Raw genomic sequence first — 19,452 nt, forward strand, 5'->3', positions numbered from 1 at the left:
TTGGTAGTCCTCTCATTTTGTACAAGAGGAGTGCTATCCAGTGCATTTGTTAATTGTATAGGTATGTAATAACCTATACAAAATCCATATATTCTTGAAAGAAATTGAAAATATATGATAGTTTCAAAGAAATTTTTTCACATTGCACATTATAAAAAGATACTACCTGTAGTATTACTTTCATGTGTAACGCTTATAGGCTGTTCTAATAGTAATATTCAATCCGAACCATCGAAACAAACCAAACAAGAAAATACAGAATGGTCTTTCACGTTCGAATCTCTTATTTAGAGTTAATATTTTATGTTTCCTTTCACTTTCAACCATTCTAATGCTCAATCATATTACGCTTATTTTTAGATTTTCCATTTGTAGCTATATTAATCGAGACATTTAAATCTAATTCTTTATTTTGAAGAAATACCCCTCCCTCTTTTTTGTGTTTTTTCCATAATTTATTATTCTGACGATATAAAGAATGTGATAACTGATACGTGTCAATCCCTCTTTCGATTCCTTTTCGGTACGTTGTTTTAATTTCTTTTTCAACTTGGGCCTCTGCAATTTCTTTAATATCATTTACAGGCATAGAGTGTATTAATTGAAAAATATCAGCATCGAAATGGATGTTCATAAGTATGCGTAACTTTCCATTTTTCACAAAATGTTTTGTATCTATCTTCGGGTTTTTCAATACTATATGTCCAATAATTTTCTGATTAAATTTTAAAAGTAATGGAGCTCGTTTCGTATTTCCATCCGTCCAGCGAATCCCAGCAATATCATGGCTGTTTAAATGATTTATATAGGATTTATCACTTATAAAACCATAACCACTAAATTTTAACATTGGAAATGATGTATGCCCTTTTTTCCAATATGCTTTAGTCGTAGCTAAGAAAGGAATACGAGTTGTCATCCCAGGTTCATAATAATTTCTTTGAAATTTATATAAAGGTAAAGGATCTATTATTGTATATTGCTTGGTTATCTCTTTTGGTAAATTAATGATTGTATATAATTGAGAAATATTTAAAATATTATTGTTCGCTAATATATTTTCTAAAGGTTCCTTAGTTCCAAATATCCACATAGTATCTCGAAATTGAAAAAAACGAGAGAAAAAATCATTAAATTGATTTATGTCACCATGTTTTAAAAATCGCTCTGTTACAACAATTGTTTTGAGATGCTCCCATGATATTTCTTGTTGAGCCCCCTTATAAAAATCAAATGCTGCCTCATCTAAAATAAAGCCTTTTCCCTTTCCAATATAGGCCTGGCTATAATTACGGGTAGTGCTCCCTTCTTGTTTAGCTATGTTAGAGAAATTAATAAATTGCGGACGGATGATATAATTATTATCTTTAAAATCGATACCTAGACTATTTATATATAGAACGTGATGTAACTCTCTTTGATCCCAACACCCTGTTAGAAACGTACACATCATAAAAAGAAATACAACTATTCTTTTATTTTTCTTCATCTGTACTCTCTCTTTTCCTTGTATTATCTTGCGTATGCAATTCTTCAGGTCTATTTTTCATATACGTGAAAGGAATTCTAAATGTGGCTGCTAGCATACTTTTAAATACAGGGGGTGAATATGGTGTAAAGAATGGGACTCCAAAAGATCGTAAATTCACTACATGTATCGCCATCACAAGAACACAGAAGATAAATCCTACTATACCTAATAAAGAAGACACTACAAATACTATATATCGCAATATACTTATTATTCCTGTTACCGACTGATTAGTTAAAGCAAATGTCGAAACAACCGAGATTGCTATTATAATGACCATAGATGCTGAAACAATTCCAGCACTAATAGCGGCTTGTCCAATAATCAATCCCCCTACCACAGATAATGTTTGACCAAATACCGCAGGAACACGCAATCCTGCTTGCCTCAAAACTTCAAATAAGGTCATCATTATTAGCCCTTCTAAAGGAGCAGGAAAAGGAATCCCTTCTCTTGATAAGCTTAATGTAGCTAACAACGTATAGGGAATCTGATCTGGATGATATGTAATTAATGCTATCCAAATTCCTGGAAGAAATATAGAAATTGCTATCCCCAAAAGACTTACAAGCCGTACAAAGCTACCGAATATATAGAAAAAATCTTGATCTTCAGATGTATTCACAAAAAAAGGAAACGTAACTGGAGCAATAGTGGCTGTCGGTGACCCTTCGACTAATAAAATAAAACGCCCATACAACAAACAATTCACAGCATAATCAGGACGTCCTGTATATTCAACTAAAGGAAATACACTAAATTGATTGTTTGTAATTAATTCTTCAATCTGTGCACTTGAAACAATCCCATCTATTTTAATTTGTCTTAATTTTAATCGAACTTGATTAATGATATCTTGGGATGCAATATCTTTTAAATACAAGAGGGCTACTTTAGTTTGTGTTCTTTCTCCAATAATAAATTCTTCATAACTAAGAGAACTTGTTTTTAGCCTTTTTCTAATTAATCCTATATTTGTGTTTAACTCTTCAACAAATCCATCACGTCCACCACGAATGGTCATCTCTGTATTTGTTTGCTCAACTGATCTTGTAGGTATTTGGGCAATATCAACTATATACCCTTGTTTATATTCTTCAAAAATAATGAGGAGGTTACCTTCAAATATAATCTTAGATATAGTTTCATTCGAATTTACTATATCTAATTTTTTTACTGATAACTGAGGAATTAATGTTGAAAGGTTAAATTCTTCTATAGAATTAATTAAAAGCTTTTTGCAAACTTGAGATGATGTGGCTTGTTTTAATTTTGTATTATCAATTAAGTTTTGACAATACATAAACAATACTGACCTCGTTTTTTCTTCCTCATCCAATTTATGCTTTATTATTTTTACATCGTTGCATCCTTCAAACCACTCTAGTATTACCTTCTCGTTTAATTCTACTCGTTTGTTCATCTACGTTGTCTCCTTCAAACTCAGCAACCTCATATAAATTATATACTCATACTCTTTCAAGAGCTTTTTTTAAATTTAACAACCCATACAAACACCATTAGTAATATAGAAAACAAAAATAGTCCTAATGTTGAAACTGGCAAAACAATTTGAGATACAAACCAATAGAAACTAGAGTCACTGATGGGTAGTATACTTATTACTAAAATACATGAAAGTATTGCAAACATAACCCGATTTCTTGTTTTCCGATTTGTAATTGATAACAAATCTGGAATGAGAAAAACAACAAGCGATAGACGAATAAAGATCCCTACAAGCCACTGATACACGGAGAGAAAGTCTAAATTTTCAATGTACCTTCCTATTGACACAAGTCTCCATTCTTCAAATGCTGGATATCGTTGGTTTGCTGCTGCGAAAGGACCAAATTCTATAATAGCTGCCATAACTGGGCCTATTGTGATACCAATAATAACAATACCTAAAGCAATCAATTGATATAATTTTACTTTTGAACAAATATGATGCTGTAAAAAAAGAATAAAAATTAATTCTAGAAATCCTGCTGCAGGATAAACCATTCCCCTAAATATTGGGTTCATTCCATTTTCCATCATTGGCTGAAGTAAAGAATAATCTTTATGTGGAACATTTGCAAACATTACAAAAAAACCAAGTAAAAATACAATTGGTAACAAAACACCTGTTGTAAGTGCAATAGATTGAATTCCTTTTGTAGCATTATAGAGACAAATCAACGAAAAAAGTATTCCTAATACAAAGTGAGGTGTTTCTGGTAAATAAAAAGAGAAAAAGGTTAAGGTTTCTTTTAGTGCAACGACACCAATCGTTATTAAATAAAGTGCAACTATGAATATGATTGGATATACACTGAATTTCCCGAAATTATTTTTTAGCCACAAAAACAAATGTTCATTTTTTATGTTTTTATATATGATGAATATTATTGAAATCCAAAGCAAGTATAGGATGCTTACTAATATGATAGAGATCCACGAATCTCTACCTGATGTATCTAATAACATAGGAATCATAATGACATGATTAATTATCCCAATACTACCAATGAGTATCATAGAAACTTGAAATAAAGTAATTGTTTGCTTATTCATACTTACCACCATATTTAGTAATGAAGAAATATTACATAGTATAACTGATACATTACTTCTTTATTCCAAATGGTTAGCACTTAGAGACATGGACAATTAAACTTTTTTTCACATTAGATGTAAGCTAGCTCCTTCTATTCTATACATAATTTTTTTAGGCAGGTATACTATAAACACAATAGTTCTAGAAAGGTGATGATGTTATGTATGAAAAACAAAATAATAGAGATAGAGATCAAAAAATGATGTTTTCTATGCAAGGAGTTCCCACAAATAAAATTAACATGAATCAATTACCTAAATGGATTAGAATCTTCGGCTATTGTGCATTTGGCTGGATGATAGTATTTAGTTTAATTATGATAATAGGTTTAATTCTTCAATAACTATGCAGATAAACAGTTAAACGGGACAGTAATTCTTCAATAATATAGGTAACTGATCATAACAAAAAGAACCTGTAGAATATCCTACAAGTTCTTTTTCAAATTTAGTTAAAAAGGAAACAACAAAATATCTTAACATTCAATACAGGGAGACCATTTTGATTATGGCTTGATTTTATTATATATCAAATATAAGCTTTTGAAATGAGTGATATTTGAAAATTATGTGAATTAAAAAGCTAAGATGTTTGTATTAGATTTGGTTTACGACCAACTTCTTCTTACTTAAATACACTGCACGATCTGATTTTTTAGCAACTTCCTGTGAATGCGTTACAACAATAATACATTTATTCTCTTTATGTGCAAGTTCTTGAAACAGTTCTATAATATCCATTGCCGTTTCTTCGTCGAGGTTTCCTGTCGGTTCATCTGCAATAAGTAAATCAACATTACAAGATAACGCTCGAGCAATTGCTACACGTTGTTGTTGCCCGCCACTTAGTTGCAGGACGTTTCGTTTCGCTTCAACTTCTGTGAGTCCTACTTTCTCTAATAATTCTAATGCCCTTACCATCTTATTTTTCACTTTGACACCTGTAATTTCCATTGCTGTTAGGACATTTTGAAGAGCAGTCATATAGGTAATCAAATTATAAGATTGGAAAATTACAGATACATTTTGATTACGGTATCGATCCAAACCAATTTTTCGAATATCTTTGCCATTATACAGTACGTAACCATTTTTAGGGACATCCAGTCCACAACCTAAGCTTAGAGTTGTGGTTTTTCCAGATCCGGATGGTCCTAAAATTGTGTAGAAATGACCTTTTTGAAAAGAAAAGTTAACATTGTCTAGTATCGCTACATTTTTTCCATTACTTTCATAATAATAATCCAAGTTTTTAAATTGTAAAATCGTTTCCATATCGCGCCTCCTTATTCATCTTTTAAAAGAATTTGTTTTGGATTTAAACGTAGAATAGATAACGCCGGAAGAAGTGTTGCAATTATAGCAATAGCTAGTCCAATTCCACCCATTTTCCCTACATCTTCTCCTGTTACACTTACATCAATTTTATCAATTGGATTTTCTTTTTGATTTTGTAATGTGCCACCAGGCCCAGCCATCATTACAGTACCATGTTGCGGGGTATCTGTTTCTTCGCTCGCAGTAGCAATTTCACTCGAAAGTAAATTATTCCCTATAAATTGAGAAACTTTGGCTCCTGTTGTTATGGATAATCCAAATGCTAAAATAGCGATACATACTACTTCTACTACGAACTGCGCCATCAGTTTCCACTTTTTCTCTCCAATAGATAACAAAATCCCCATTTCCTTACGACGCCCTTTAATTGATAGCATAATGATTAACCCTAATATAATCGCACCTGCAATCGATACAATATAAATAATCATTTGAGAAGTAGAAGAGATATTTTCGATAGGACCAATCATCTGTTTGTACAATGAATCATGTGCATCTAATTTAAAATAATTAAAATCAATATTAGATTTTTTTGCTTCTTTTTTAAATGCATCAATGTATTGTGGGTCATTCAAGAAATAAACGACTTGAACACTATTTATACCCTGATCTACTTCTAATTTTTTCATAGTTGAATGCGGCATATATAGTTTATTAGCTGGATCCATTATAGGAGGGGCCTGTTGACCCATTGCTTGCTCATTCGTTTCGTAAATACCGATAATTTCAATCTCGAGGGTTTCCTTCTTATCCCCTGATTGCACTTTTACTTTGTCTCCTACTTTCAAATTGTTTAATTCCGCTAATCGTTTTTCCATTAAAGCTACATTCTGATCTTTCATCTGTTCTGTAATTGGTTTTCCATCTATGATTTTACTTTTTCCATTTTTAAAGCTTTCTTGTAATGCTGTCTTGCGAACTCCCTCAATCGTAAAAGATGCATTCATATCTATTTCTGTACCTGAGCTTGAACCGCCTCGTACAGCTGCCATTCCCACTTTACCTTTCCCTTCTTCTTCATCTGAGGCTCCTACTAGTTTAAGTCCATCAGAAATTCCGAAAGTGTTAGTTATGTAATTATAGTCTTTTACATATTTTGACTTCGCTAATTGATCTGTTTCTTTTATATTGAGCTGCGGCGGTTTTGGCATTTCTCCAGTTTCTCTAGCTTTTTGACCTAATTTGTCAAAATCAAGACCTAAAGTAACATCTGCACCTAGTTTTTTTCTTGCAGCATCAGCTGCTTTTTTTGATGCATTTTGGATTGTGAACCCTGAAAGAACCAAATTTGTAACAATTAGAAAAACTGCCATCAAAATTAATGATGTTCCTATTCTTTTTTTCATACTGAGAATTGCACGTTTTATAAAATTCATTTTTTCTTACCTCCTTGATAACTTGTATTCTATATATGTTATCTAGAGTCTATATGGAGCTAATCGGTAGTTTATCTAGAGATATAAGGAGTTTATGTGTAGTTATTAATTGGCCTAATCAAGAAAAACCGAAAAAACAATCCAAAAGCGTAAACGGTTTTGAATATCGGTAAGAAGTTTGTCCATTTAAGGGACTTATAGAAAAAGAAAAGGAGGTTAAGTTTAATTTAATGTATGTAACATGAAAAATATATTTATTGTGCAATTTCTACACGATAAACATAGAAATCACGTCATTTTAAAAGGTTAAAAAAAATAAGCTTTTTGAATGGTTGGATAGAGTTGAAGAAACTTATATTTAACTATGGGGTCCCGATACATCATTATCAATCTAATATTTTGCAATATTGATAAAACGAAAAAGACGTTATCCTTTCTGTAGAATTTTAGGAAAGGATAACGTCTTTTTTATACTTGTATACTCAAAGTTCCTTTGATTTGTTTTTGAATGGTAAAACTTGTTTCTCTACTCTTTCATATTGAGTAAGTAATTGCCTAATAAAAGAGAATTTCGGTACTAACCAATACGAAATTACCGCTGAAATACACCCTATTAAAGCCCCTACTGCAACATCAAAAGGATAATGAACCCCTACCCAAATACGAGAGATCGCTATACAAAGTGCAAGTATAAGCCATAGCCATCCAGTTTTTTTACGAACAAGCCAAAACGAAAAACAAATTGAAAAAAAGAGAATCGTATGGTCACTAGGAAATGAATTATCTACAGCATGGTCAACAAGTTTATTAACATCAGGCAATACTGCAAACGGTTGATAATTTAGATGGAATTTCCCTGCTATTTTCCCGATTACCTCAGCAATTACAAAAGCAACCATCGCTTGAATAACCATCATCCTACTTTTTCTGGACCCAGTAAACCAATAAGCTAAAATAATTAAAGCAAAAATATATACCATATATTCTGCCAAAAATACGATGGCCGGGTTTAGGAATGAATATTGTTTACCTAAATCATTAATTGCTCGAAAAATATCAATATTGAATTGAGAAAAAGACATTTCAAATCCCTCCTTTTTCGTAAGGTGTTTGACTGATTGCTATATACCTTCATTACATGAATCGTTTTGGTTATTGTACTCATCTAAAAATATCAACACCTTACAAAAACGCTTTCTTCTTTTTCACTTTAATAAAAAAAGAAAAAGGAAAACATCGAACTTTCTTACAAACATTCGTGCATTCTTACAGTTTTGTCATTTTCTCGTCACTTTGTAAATAGGTTCATCGTCTTGCCTTTTGCTATATTCATAAACTCGTATGTCTACAATTATGGAAACCCTAATCACACATAAAAAAGAGAAGAACCTTGGTGAGTTCTTCTCTTTTTTATTTATTAAATTGTAATATAATTACAGTATGTGAAATTATACTATTTTAACTTTAAAACAAATGAACTTAACGCAGGAACTTTAATTTTATTATCATGGACAACATAAAGTGGTTTACTTCCTGCCTGCTTCCCGTCTACTAGTGCTTTCCAAGGACCTTTCGATGGAAGTGTTATTTCAACAGCTTCTCTATTTGCATTGTGAGCCACCGTAAAGTATTCATTTTTATTCCCCTCTATTGTATAAGCTACAGTATTTTTCGGAGCATCAATAAATGATACATGTGTTTTTATTTGTTCTGCAGATGTCATTCGAAAAGCTGAGTACTTTTTGCGTAATTCTATTAAACCCTTCATATAATCTACTTCATTATTAAACGTTGCTCTGCGCAGCCAATCCATCTGGTTAATTGAATCTGGAGATTTGTAACTATTATGATCACCATATTTCGTGCGCATAAACTCTTGTCCCGCATGCAAGAACGGAATACCTTGTGATGTTAATAAAATCGAAGAAGATAATTTATGCATTTGTTTTCGCACTTCTTCACTGTCACTTGGATTAGTCAACTCAAGTTTATCCCATAATGTATGATTATCATGCGCTTCCACATAAGTTAGCACCTGCTCTGGATCTTGATAAGTCGACGAATTTGTATCGTAGTCAATACCTGCCGTAATCCCTTTTTTAATACGATCTTCCATGTTTTCTTTTCCATTTATAAAACCATTTTCCTTCTCCTCAAATACACTACCTTTTAATCCATCACGTATATTATCATTAAAATGAGCAATCCCTTTCATTTTCTCTGCATTTTTTTGATTTGCTTTCAGCTCAGCTGCAAGAGGTGTATTTAAATCCCATCCTTCTCCATGCAGTATAATAGAAGGGTCAATTTGATTAACAGCTTTACGTATTTCATTCATCGTTTCATAATCATGAATACCCATTAAATCAAAACGGAATCCATCTAAATTGTATTCTTTTGCCCAATATGTGACGGAATCTATCATAAATTTCCTCATCATTTTTCTTTCCGAAGCAGTATCATTTCCTACTCCAGTGCCATTTGCGAATGTTCCATCTTCATTGTAACGATAATAATAACCTGGAACTAACTTATGAAAATTAGATTCAGTAGCACTGTACATATGGTTATACACTACATCCATTACAACACGAAGATTATTATCATGCAGTGTTTGAATCATTTGCTTTAATTCTGTTATTCGAACAGTTGGCTCATATGGATTTGTAGAATAGGATCCCTCTGGAACATTGAAATTTTTCGGATCATATCCCCAGTTATACTGTGGTTCGTTTACATTCTCTTCATTTACTGAAGCATAATCAAATATCGGTAAAAACTGAACGTGAGTAACACCAAGGTCCTTTATATGATCAAGTCCTGTTTTTACACCTTCTGGCCCTTTTGTTCCTTTTTCTGTTACACCTAAATATTTTCCTTTCTGTTTAATGCCACTTTCGGGCTGAATAGAAAGATCACGTACATGCAATTCATAAATAATAGCATCTTCTGGATTTATAAATTTTAGCTTTTTGTTTGCTTTCCATTTTTTCGGATTTGTTTCTTCTAAATCAACAACCGCACCTTTATCTCCATTTACAGAAGCAGCACGCGCATACGGATCAACGGCTTCAATCCACTTATCACCAATTTTTACCTTATACGTATAATAGAGACCTTTTTGATTCCCTTTAAGTTCTGCTTTCCAAGTGCCCTTTTCACTTTGTTGCATGTTTATTTCAGTACCTATTTTATCGTTCCATTTTTTATATGTAACTAATTTCGCTTCACTCGCAGTAGGAGCCCATACACGGAACTTTGTATGTTGTGGTGTATATATATTCCCTAAATCGTTACCACCATAATAAAATGAATGATCAAACTCCTCACTACGAATTACTTTACCGATTTCAGTATTCGTATCAGCTACGTTTTCGATTTTAACTTTGTATGTCTGTTTTAAATCAATTTTCTGCTCCGTAATTATTTTAAACTTATTCGTAATATTCCCACTGTTTCTATCATAAGGACTAATATTCTTAATTTTAATGCCTTCAATTTCAATATTTCGTTCCTTAATATGAAACGGGACATTAGTCGTTACAGTAATTTCATTGAAACTATCAATAGATGCTTTTTGAATTGATAGATCCGATGACGGCTTAGAATTATATACTTTTTCATCACCCGAAAGAATCCATACTTCAGCACGACCGTCCTTTATATTTTCAATCCAACGATCGCTACCATCTTTTTCCCACTCATTTGTACGAATGATAAATCCTACACGATTATAGTCACCATCTATATTAATCTTTGCGTACTTTCCAAATTCATCTTCACCAGTAAATTCATATGAGTTACCATTTGCATTTTCTCCCCATATCCAAAGATTCCAGTCTTTTGTATTTCCAGACTGTTCTTTGTAATGAATGATAACTTCAGTTGTTTTCGAATTTGAAACTGCCTTTACACTTTGAAAAGAGAAAACAGATGATAACATAACGATTATAGTAAGTAATAAAACTGATTTGTTAATTAATCTTTTTATCATTTGCACCACATACACCCTTTCTTTAAATAGCATGAACGTTATATTCTGCTCGTACTACATTACAACTACTTAAATTAATCTAAAAATCTCTTTTATTTCACCCCCATATTGGCTGATTTCACATATGTATTTCAATGATCTTTTAATACGAAAACGTTTGCATTAATGTATAAAAAAATAGGTTTGTTTATGTCTTCATATATTTGTAAATACTAAAAGATCAGGGAAATCATTATAAAGCAATCGTTTGTTATCGCTTTCATTCTATAGCACTTTCCGTTAAGAGGTCAATATATTATTAATTTTCTGTTTTTATATACTATAAACCTTACATATTTGACGTAACTTTTAAAGATACCCTCCCTAATTATTGTTAAGTAAGTATATTTTCACTAATGCATAGTTACGTAAAAAAACAGCTAATGTCCTTTAAGGATATTAGCTGTTTTTCATAATGTAATAATATATGAATGATAACTATATTTCTAACCTACTTAATTTTCGCTGCATCAAATGCCTTCTGTACTGCTTGAACTTCCGCTGTATTCGCACCATATTTATTAGTTGCCACTCGAATACATGCTGATCTCAATTCTTTGAAATTAGAAGTCATGTTTAACTCATCTGTATTTGCGTAATAGAAGATATCGAACATTTTATCTTCACCAATTCCTTTAACAGTTACACCATTATGAGTTCCGCCTTTTGCAATGAGATATGCAACTTTATTAATAATACTTGAGTTAAAGTGAACGCCGCCTTGATCCCATCCATTAAAATCGTTAAATTCACTGTAATCATCTGGATAAGGTACTCCAAGTGAAGATGGAACAGAAGCTGGGTTTTCCATATCACGGAAGACAGATCCAGTTTGTTCTCCCATCGTCCAGTTAAAGCTTCCATTATTTACGTATTTCTCAATAGATGTTCCCATAATATCAGATAGTGCCTCATTTATCGCACCAGATTCACCGTAATATTCAAGATTAGATTCACTAGAAGTAACAGCATGTGTAAATTCATGCCCAGCTACGTCATATGCTTTGACGATAGGATCTCCATATACAAGCATACTACCATTATTAGCACTTAATGCATTCTGCCAATTTTTCGGATTATTCGTCTCTTCAGAATCCCAAGCGTGTACAACTGAAACTACCTTTTGTCCCTTATTATCAAAGCTATTACGATTGTATTTATCTTTATAAAAATCAAAAACTTTTGTTGCTAAGTAATGAGCACTTACTGCTTTTGGATCGTTAAATGTTGTCGAAGTACTAGTTGCTAATGTACCAGGATAATAGTTTTCTTCTTTAGTAATATCTCTGTAATTTACATCATATGTTTCAATGCCTTGCCCTCTTGTATAATCAGCAAGAGCATATTTGCCATTACTTTGTTTAGAAATACCAAATGAACGAGAGATACCTAAATCATCTTTGCCAGTGCCTGTTAATGACGTAAGACTGCTTTTTTTACTATTCTTTAAAGCGCTAACTAATTTGTCACTGGCTTTTAAGTTAGACTCTTGCACCATATTTTTTAACATATCACCATTTTGTGCATTTACTAAATATGTACCAGAAACATATTTTGGTGTGGCAGCTTCAAATGTAACCTGGTACGCATTGCTAGCTTGTCCATTCTTTTCATCCACAAAAATAACTTCCTTAACTTCTGGCTCAGAAATAAAATTGATATCGTTCCCGTACTTCTTATAAATATATTGTTTCGCTTCATCTTTTGATAGATTGATAGTTTTTTTTAATTCTTCTTGTTTTAAATTTTGCGCGCTATCACCTGAAACACTTTTAATAACACCGTCATTATCTACGTGTGCAGTTAATTGATGGCCATATACTTCTTTTCCTTCATATGTTTGTTGTATACGTACAAGTGTAGTCCCATCATATGAACCACGTTTTTGAAGAACTTTATAATCTACTCCTGTTTCTCCATTAACTTGCTTTGGAGAAAGGGCTTGCTTTGTTTTCTCCTTAAGAGCATCTTTTACTACATTCTCTGGTGCCTTTTGTGACGGTTGTGTAAGTTCACCTGATCGGAATGATTCCTCCTGAATTTGAACTTGTAGTTGATCAGTTTCCTCTGCATGACCTACTCCGTATGGTGCTACTGCTGTTAAAGCTAAACCTGTTGTTAATGCTACCTTAGTTAACGTCTTTTTGTTTTTCATTTTTTCACCTCGTATAATTTTTGAAATAGAAAGCTTGTACAAAGTATACTTCCTGTTTCTGTCGAAAAAAAGGGAAAATACACAATTTATGTAACATTATGCAAAATTACATAATATAAGGACGATGATATAAATAAAGAACAACTTATATATGTGCATGAATTTCAATAAAAAAAGAGCACTTTAAGGTGCTCTTCAAATACGATTATAAATTATGCATTGTGTCATTTATTAGTATATGCTCGTCTCATTTAATTGTTTATTTAACGATTTCTCTACCCAATAACCTTTTAAAAATACATCATCCAATACACTGGTATCCTCTGTTACTATTTGATTAGCAAATAAAAAAATATAGTTAAGATAATACTACCAGGAAACATACTACTTATTTGCATTAATATTTATTGGTACTTTTTTAATTGGCACAAATAAATCAACCTTTAACTTTCCTTCTAGATCTTCCGCTACATTATTTAAGCAAAACTCTAAATTATCTCTATTATAATCTGCATCATACTCACTATTTAGTAGCCACTCTGCGTACATGTATTGATATGCTGCACTTAATTTATGAGGTTCATCATAGAACTGGTATAGAGCGTATAGACCTCCATCTACACTTTTAAATTGCACATCCTGATGTTGTTCTTTTTCAAAGTTTTCAGGTATGGTAACGCAAGCATCATGTCGGCACATATGGCTTGCAACAAGTTCAGGATTATCTAATGAGATTCCGATAAATGATTGCTCCGGTGGATAAAGTTTATTTTCATTTGCCCACTGTAATAACCTTCCCCAGTGATCTTGTGGTTCAAAATAACTACCAGTTCGTCTTATATAGGCTACTTTTAATGGTGGCACTTCTTTTATAACTACTTTCATTTACATCTTCTCCCCTATAAATATGTACACTGTTTATTTAGCTTTCTTTAATATTTATTCCTTCTTAAATAAAAAGAATTCTCTAATCACATAAATTTCAATTGAAATTTATGTGATTACTACTACTAAAGTAGTATGTACTTTCATACTTTTATTTGATTTTAAATTCCTTTTAAATCGATATATTAATCGTAAGAAAATAAGAAGGTGGAGGATTTTAATTGATTAAAGGAATATACGAAGCGCATTTACCAGTGAGTAATTTACAAAAATCTATCGAATTTTATGAAAAACTAGGATTGAAGTTAGCCTGGAGCGATGAATCAACAGCATTCTTTTGGATTGAGGAAGGGAAAAGTTGGCTAGGATTATGGGCGGGCCCTGAATACGAAACAAAATATCATCCTTCTTTACGTCATATTGCATTTAGGGTTTCATATGAAGATTTAAAAGAATCATTAAATTGGTTACATTCACTTCAAATTAAAGCTGTTCCGTTTGGGAGTAATGAATCTATTGAACCTTTTGTCCGTCCACATCAAGGTAATGCATCTGTTTATTTTATTGATCCAGATGGTAATAGTTTAGAACTTATTTGTCATATTGTTGTACCTAATGCACTAAAACATATAACTGATAAATTATCTTTTAAAGATTGGGAAACACTATTAGCTGATACGTTTGAATGAATATTAGCTATAAATCATAATAGCTCACCTTTACTTTTATAACATGTATAACAATCCTGAATAATAATTTCCTATCAATTTATCATTAAATAAATGTAAAAAATGACCCTATTTATTCATTTTTCATGCGTATGTATGTACATTTGTTAATTTATTCGATATATTATGTGTATTGAATGATTATGAAAAACTTATAGGTCGCTAAAAAACACCTTATATTTTTATATCCGTGAAAACTACAAAATGTATAAAATTCCATTTGTCAAATGAATTTAATGCGGAAGGAGGTTTGTGGTTACTTCATCAGGATATAATAATCAGTTTTAAACTGATAAAAATATAGGAGGCGACATTATGTTTCGTACGATTTCAAATTTCATGAGAGTAGCTGAGATAAGAAGGAAAATCCTTTTTACATTAGCGATGTTAATTGTTTTCCGAATTGGCACGTTTATTCCAGTTCCTCATACTAACGCAGAGGTATTAAAAGTACAAGATCAAGCTAATGTTTTAGGTATGCTAAACGTATTTGGCGGAGGAGCACTGCAACACTTCTCAATCTTTGCTGTAGGTATTACACCTTATATTACAGCTTCCATCATAGTACAATTACTACAAATGGACGTTATACCTAAATTTTCGGAATGGGCAAAGCAAGGAGAAATGGGCCGTAAGAAGTCAGCTCAATTCACTCGATACTTTACAATCATTCTCGCATTCATACAAGCCATTGGGATGTCTTATGGCTTTAATAATATAGCAGGTGGACAATTAATTACAGATCAAAGCTGGACTACATACTTATTTATTGCGACAGTTTTAACTGCAGGAACTGCATTTTTACTTTGGTTAGGTGAACAAATTACCGCTAACGGAGTAGGTAATGGTATTTCGATGATTATCTTCGCAGGACTTGTTGCAGCGATTCCAAATGTTGCGAACCAAATTTATTTGCAACAATTTCAAAATGCAGGCGATCAATTATTCATGCACATCATAAAGATGGTCTTAATTGGTCTTATAATTTTAGCGATAGTTGTTGGCGTTATTTACATACAACAAGCGGTGCGTAAAATACCGATTCAATATGCAAAAGCTGTTTCAGGCAACAATCAATATCAAGGAGCAAAAAATACTCATTTACCTCTTAAAGTAAATAGTGCTGGTGTAATTCCAGTAATCTTTGCTTCTGCATTTTTAATGACGCCGCGTACAATTGCGCAGCTTTTCCCTGATTCAAGCGTATCCAAATGGATAGTTGCTAATCTGGATTTTGCACATCCATTTGGAATGACACTTTATGTCGGTCTTATCGTTGCTTTCACATACTTCTACGCATTTATTCAAGTAAATCCTGAACAAATGGCTGAGAATTTGAAAAAGCAAAATGGATATGTGCCTGGTATTCGTCCTGGTAAATCAACAGAACAATATGTAACCAAAATTTTATACCGTTTAACATTTATCGGCGCGATTTTCTTAGGTGCAATTTCAATTTTACCGCTCGTATTCACGAAAATTGCTACATTACCACCTTCTGCACAAATTGGTGGTACAAGCTTACTGATCATTGTCGGTGTGGCACTTGAAACAATGAAAACGTTAGAAAGCCAGCTTGTAAAACGTCATTATAAAGGGTTTATAAAAAAAGCGAATTAAGTAAAAAAACACAGTTGGTTATTTTTCCAACTGTGTTTTTAATTCTACTGCATCTAATTTTTCTACTAATGTACCAATGACCTTTTCCAAGTTCATTATTTTTTCTTCTAACGCTCGAATACGTTTATTGCTCTCATCTACATCATTATATTTTAAACTGTTATTAGAGACTTTGAACTGCTCTCCTAATTCGGAAGTGATATCTTCAATTGTTGATTTTTCATTATTACTGGTTTTATTTGTATTTGATTTTAATTCAAACTGAATTTCAAACGTCGTATTAAACATTTCTCTTAATGTATTAAATACTAATTCTTTATAATGAGATTCTAACCAGTCACGTGCAAATTCATTTGGACAATAAATTGTTAATATATCATCCTCTAAATAAACAGTAGTATTCGTAAACCAAGTTTCATATGATGGTTTTGAAATTTGCGGTCGAATTTTTTCCTTGACTTCAGTCCAATTTATTTTCATAATAACTCCCCTCTTCTTGCAGATCTCTTTCATATAGCTTAATAATATTACGCCTTTCCAATAAATAAAGTCAATCCGTATCATGAATAAAATGAAAGCAGCCCTGCTATATACAGGACTGCTTCTTTATATAATTACATTTCTTTCTCAAATAATCTCCCTTTTCTGAAATAAGACCGGAGTGTGGATCGATTAGCTAAAAATACACCAACCAAAATGAAACATGCACCTATTCCCATTGTAGCATTTAAAGGTTCTCCTAATATAATATATCCTACTATAATAGCAATTAACGGTGATACGTATAACCACGTTGACGGGAATACAGGATTTGTTTTTGATAAGAGCCAATAATATAATCCGTGTCCACCAATTGATCCGATAAAGATAAGATATAAAATAGGCCACTGTACACTCCAAGAAGCTAGTGTAGTTACATTCGGTTGTTCTACTATGACAGACACGATTAGTAGTAAAACGCCTCCGTAAAACATTTGAATACCATTAATGAGAAATGGCGATACATTTTGTAAATCCGAAAGTATTTCTTTTGAGTAAATAGAGCCTATTCCGTAAAATAATTCTCCTATTATTAAAACAAAACAAGCGATACTCCATATAAAACTTACTTCTTGGTGCATTCCTGGTAAAGAAACAAAAACAACGCCTATTAGCGCAATGATTAAAGCAAGAAGTTGCTCCTTTTGTAATTTTGTCTTATTTCTCTTTGTCTGTAATAACAAAATCATCATCGGTCCCGTAGCAGATAACACAGCAGCTAGCCCTGAAGAAATATATTGTTCCGCCCAGTACAAAGTTGCGAATGTCATAAACGTTAAGCAAAAACCAGCATATATAATACGTTTTGAAAATATATGTGGCATAATTTCTTTTCGCTTTAGCTTAAATATAATCATTAAGATTACTCCTGCCAGAAAGAAACGAATTCCTGCTGAAAATAATGGGGGTGCACCTGCTCCAATTCCGATTTTTATTGTTAAAAATGTTGTTCCAAAAATTATACATACTAAAATATAATTGAAAATGACCATTTTTCTTCCTCCTTTTTACTCTTAACATGAGTATAGAAGGTATGGTGTATAACAGTGTATTTATGTATATAACAGTTTCCTAAAATCGTAGTTGATTCTCTTTATATTTTCCGCTTAAATTAAATAAAAAAGAAAAAGGTGAAACCATGAAGATTGTCCTTCGTAAAGAATCCAACATACCGTATTACCAGCAAATATATATGCAAATCGTTGAAAGAGTACAAAGCGGCATGCTTTCACATGGTGACTCACTTCCATCTTTACGCTCGATGGCCGAAGATTTACAGATTAGTCTATTAACTGTTCGTAAGGCGTATAAACAGCTAGAAAAGAAAGAATATATACGAATTGAACAAGGTAAAGGGGCTTATATACAAAAACATGTAAAGCAAAATTTCAAAACAATTCCGTATAAATGGCAACAAACGAAAACGATTAATGTTATGCGATCTCAATATGCAATGAATCAGCACCGGAAATATTACGATTTTTCACAAGCGATTTTATATCCTCGTTTATTGCCAAATCCATTCTTGGCAGACGAAATGCATAAAATACTTAATAAAGACCAGATGATTCTAGCGACTTATGGACCAGTTCAAGGAGATTATGAATTGCGAGTTGAAATAGCAAATCACTTAAATGAACACCAGAAATTATTGACAGATCCATCTCAGTTATTAATTACAAGCGGAGCACAACAAGGAATTGATTTAATTGCTCAAACACTAATAAAACCTGGTGATATTGTATTAGTGGAAAGTCCTTGTTATAGTGCTGCGCTTGATATTTTCATCAATAAAGGGGCTCGAATTATACCTGTTTCTCTTGATAATTATGGAATTCGCTCCGACTTAATCGATGATATTTGTCAAAGTAAAAATCCCGTTTTATTGTATACGAATCCAACTTTTCAGAACCCAACAGGTACAGTAATGAGTAAAGAACGGAGAATGGAACTTATAGAATTGGCAGAGCTATATGAGTTTTTTATCATTGAAGATGATTCTTTCGGTGAAATATATTTTGAGGGCGTGACTGTTCCCCCTCCTATTAAAAATTTTGATACAAACGGTCACGTAATATATATAAAAGGATTTAGTAAAACGTTAGCACCAGGACTGCGTATCGCATCACTTATTGCCGATGGCCCTATTTTCGAATGGTTATATGCTGTAAAAGGTTCAATGGATATCGGTAGTCCTTTATTAACACAAAAAGCACTTCTACCATTTTTACGTGCAGAACGTATGAAAAATCATTTAGAAAAATTACGTACGGCTTTACAAATTAGACGTGATATAACGATTGATATGTTATCACCACTTAAAGAAATGCACTTTGAAATACCAAATGGCGGCTTTAATTTATGGATTACTCTTCCTGATTCGATAGATCCCTTTACCTTATTACAAAAAGTAAATGAAGTAGATGTGTCTTTTTTACCAGGTACAGCTTGTCTATTAAATCCCGAAACAAATAATAATCATTTAAGAATTAGCTATTCGATGTTAAATGAAAAAGATATGATAATTGGATTAGAGAGATTACATGATATAATGCGAAAGTTTATGCTATAAAAGCAAATACCCCAAAATATTTTGGGGTATTTGCTTTTTATTACATAAAACTCACCATATAAATAATATTTTC

At 32.2% G+C, this 19,452-nt stretch carries 15 protein-coding genes and 1 pseudogene; 5 read left to right on the forward strand and 11 right to left on the reverse strand.

Annotated elements, in window-relative coordinates:
- Nucleotides 1-114: 114 nt before the first annotated feature.
- Nucleotides 115-258 (forward strand): annotated as a pseudogene (locus RTP99_RS22005) (class A beta-lactamase); the annotation flags it as partial.
- A gap of 70 nt (nucleotides 259-328) precedes the next feature.
- On the opposite strand, the gene gerXC reads toward RTP99_RS22005, so the two are convergent.
- Genes gerXC through gerXB form a run of 3 tightly spaced genes read right to left on the reverse strand, consistent with a single transcriptional unit; the run spans nucleotide 329 to nucleotide 4,090 of the window.
- A complete protein-coding gene (gene gerXC, locus RTP99_RS22010) occupies nucleotides 329-1,489 on the reverse strand; it encodes a spore germination protein GerXC (RefSeq protein WP_000739712.1) in 1,161 nt (386 codons plus the stop codon).
- Nucleotides 1,476-2,954: a spore germination protein GerXA gene (gene gerXA / locus RTP99_RS22015; protein WP_048532586.1), complete on the reverse strand. Its 1,479-nt coding sequence runs from the start codon at nucleotides 2,952-2,954 to the stop codon at nucleotides 1,476-1,478. The genes gerXC and gerXA overlap by 14 nt, the downstream gene beginning before the upstream one ends.
- Before the next feature lie 56 nt (nucleotides 2,955-3,010).
- On the reverse strand, nucleotides 3,011-4,090 hold the full coding sequence (gene gerXB, locus RTP99_RS22020) for a spore germination protein GerXB (RefSeq protein WP_001041866.1): 1,080 nt from the start codon (nucleotides 4,088-4,090) through the stop codon (nucleotides 3,011-3,013).
- 203 nt (nucleotides 4,091-4,293) lie between these two features.
- On the opposite strand from gerXB, the gene RTP99_RS22025 reads away from it, so the two are divergent.
- On the forward strand, nucleotides 4,294-4,476 hold the full coding sequence (locus RTP99_RS22025; protein ID WP_000273060.1) for a hypothetical protein: 183 nt from the start codon (nucleotides 4,294-4,296) through the stop codon (nucleotides 4,474-4,476).
- 253 nt (nucleotides 4,477-4,729) lie between these two features.
- Here RTP99_RS22025 and RTP99_RS22030 read toward each other — a convergent pair whose 3' ends face one another.
- The 6 genes from RTP99_RS22030 to RTP99_RS22055 all read right to left on the reverse strand — a co-directional run bounded on the left by RTP99_RS22030 (nucleotide 4,730) and on the right by RTP99_RS22055 (nucleotide 13,919).
- Nucleotides 4,730-5,407 (reverse strand): ABC transporter ATP-binding protein, encoded by a 678-nt coding sequence (locus tag RTP99_RS22030; RefSeq protein WP_000447846.1) that lies wholly within the window; start codon nucleotides 5,405-5,407, stop codon nucleotides 4,730-4,732.
- Nucleotides 5,408-5,418: 11 nt separating this feature from the next.
- Nucleotides 5,419-6,846, reverse strand: a complete 1,428-nt coding sequence (locus RTP99_RS22035) for an ABC transporter permease (protein WP_001009339.1) — start codon at nucleotides 6,844-6,846, stop codon at nucleotides 5,419-5,421.
- 482 nt (nucleotides 6,847-7,328) lie between these two features.
- Nucleotides 7,329-7,928, reverse strand: a complete 600-nt coding sequence (locus RTP99_RS22040; RefSeq protein WP_000010575.1) for an undecaprenyl-diphosphatase — start codon at nucleotides 7,926-7,928, stop codon at nucleotides 7,329-7,331.
- A 371-nt stretch (nucleotides 7,929-8,299) separates the two neighbouring features.
- Nucleotides 8,300-10,846 (reverse strand): type I pullulanase, encoded by a 2,547-nt coding sequence (gene pulA, locus RTP99_RS22045; RefSeq protein WP_001177925.1) that lies wholly within the window; start codon nucleotides 10,844-10,846, stop codon nucleotides 8,300-8,302.
- Between the two features lie 484 nt (nucleotides 10,847-11,330).
- Nucleotides 11,331-13,034, reverse strand: coding sequence for a M4 family metallopeptidase (locus RTP99_RS22050; protein WP_046647375.1), 1,704 nt, complete (start codon nucleotides 13,032-13,034; stop codon nucleotides 11,331-11,333).
- Nucleotides 13,035-13,418: 384 nt separating this feature from the next.
- Nucleotides 13,419-13,919 carry an AraC family transcriptional regulator gene (locus RTP99_RS22055; protein WP_000869605.1) on the reverse strand — a complete coding sequence of 167 codons (501 nt, stop codon included), beginning with the start codon at nucleotides 13,917-13,919 and terminating at the stop codon, nucleotides 13,419-13,421.
- Between the two features lie 221 nt (nucleotides 13,920-14,140).
- Between RTP99_RS22055 and RTP99_RS22060 the strand changes: the two genes are divergently transcribed.
- Both RTP99_RS22060 and secY read left to right on the forward strand, forming a co-directional pair.
- Nucleotides 14,141-14,608, forward strand: a complete 468-nt coding sequence (locus tag RTP99_RS22060) for a VOC family protein (protein WP_000589634.1) — start codon at nucleotides 14,141-14,143, stop codon at nucleotides 14,606-14,608.
- A 354-nt stretch (nucleotides 14,609-14,962) separates the two neighbouring features.
- Nucleotides 14,963-16,267 (forward strand): preprotein translocase subunit SecY, encoded by a 1,305-nt coding sequence (gene secY, locus RTP99_RS22065; protein WP_000490139.1) that lies wholly within the window; start codon nucleotides 14,963-14,965, stop codon nucleotides 16,265-16,267.
- Nucleotides 16,268-16,285: 18 nt separating this feature from the next.
- On the opposite strand, the gene RTP99_RS22070 is transcribed toward secY, so the two are convergent.
- Nucleotides 16,286-16,780 carry a DnaA N-terminal domain-containing protein gene (locus tag RTP99_RS22070; RefSeq protein ID WP_404841254.1) on the reverse strand — a complete coding sequence of 165 codons (495 nt, stop codon included), beginning with the start codon at nucleotides 16,778-16,780 and terminating at the stop codon, nucleotides 16,286-16,288.
- A 101-nt stretch (nucleotides 16,781-16,881) separates the two neighbouring features.
- Nucleotides 16,882-17,799 (reverse strand): DMT family transporter, encoded by a 918-nt coding sequence (locus tag RTP99_RS22075; protein ID WP_000234368.1) that lies wholly within the window; start codon nucleotides 17,797-17,799, stop codon nucleotides 16,882-16,884.
- A gap of 146 nt (nucleotides 17,800-17,945) precedes the next feature.
- On the opposite strand from RTP99_RS22075, the gene pdxR reads away from it, so the two are divergent.
- Nucleotides 17,946-19,379, forward strand: coding sequence for a MocR-like pyridoxine biosynthesis transcription factor PdxR (pdxR, locus tag RTP99_RS22080; protein ID WP_046647295.1), 1,434 nt, complete (start codon nucleotides 17,946-17,948; stop codon nucleotides 19,377-19,379).
- Nucleotides 19,380-19,452 lie beyond the last annotated feature (73 nt).

The sequence above is a fragment of the Bacillus sp. (in: firmicutes) genome, from assembly GCF_031983925.1.
GTDB lineage: Bacteria > Bacillota > Bacilli > Bacillales > Bacillaceae_G > Bacillus_A > Bacillus_A pacificus.

Coding starts and splice junctions, on each gene's coding strand:
- gerXC (WP_000739712.1), bottom strand. CDS start 1,489: ATGAAGAAAAATAAAAGAATAGTTGTATTTCTTTTTATGATGTGTACG.
- gerXA (WP_048532586.1), bottom strand. CDS start 2,954: ATGAACAAACGAGTAGAATTAAACGAGAAGGTAATACTAGAGTGGTTT.
- gerXB (WP_001041866.1), bottom strand. CDS start 4,090: ATGAATAAGCAAACAATTACTTTATTTCAAGTTTCTATGATACTCATT.
- RTP99_RS22025 (WP_000273060.1), top strand. CDS start 4,294: ATGTATGAAAAACAAAATAATAGAGATAGAGATCAAAAAATGATGTTT.
- RTP99_RS22030 (WP_000447846.1), bottom strand. CDS start 5,407: ATGGAAACGATTTTACAATTTAAAAACTTGGATTATTATTATGAAAGT.
- RTP99_RS22035 (WP_001009339.1), bottom strand. CDS start 6,846: ATGAATTTTATAAAACGTGCAATTCTCAGTATGAAAAAAAGAATAGGA.
- RTP99_RS22040 (WP_000010575.1), bottom strand. CDS start 7,928: ATGTCTTTTTCTCAATTCAATATTGATATTTTTCGAGCAATTAATGAT.
- RTP99_RS22050 (WP_046647375.1), bottom strand. CDS start 13,034: ATGAAAAACAAAAAGACGTTAACTAAGGTAGCATTAACAACAGGTTTA.
- RTP99_RS22055 (WP_000869605.1), bottom strand. CDS start 13,919: ATGAAAGTAGTTATAAAAGAAGTGCCACCATTAAAAGTAGCCTATATA.
- secY (WP_000490139.1), top strand. CDS start 14,963: ATGTTTCGTACGATTTCAAATTTCATGAGAGTAGCTGAGATAAGAAGG.
- RTP99_RS22070 (WP_404841254.1), bottom strand. CDS start 16,780: ATGAAAGAGATCTGCAAGAAGAGGGGAGTTATTATGAAAATAAATTGG.
- RTP99_RS22075 (WP_000234368.1), bottom strand. CDS start 17,799: ATGGTCATTTTCAATTATATTTTAGTATGTATAATTTTTGGAACAACA.
- pdxR (WP_046647295.1), top strand. CDS start 17,946: ATGAAGATTGTCCTTCGTAAAGAATCCAACATACCGTATTACCAGCAA.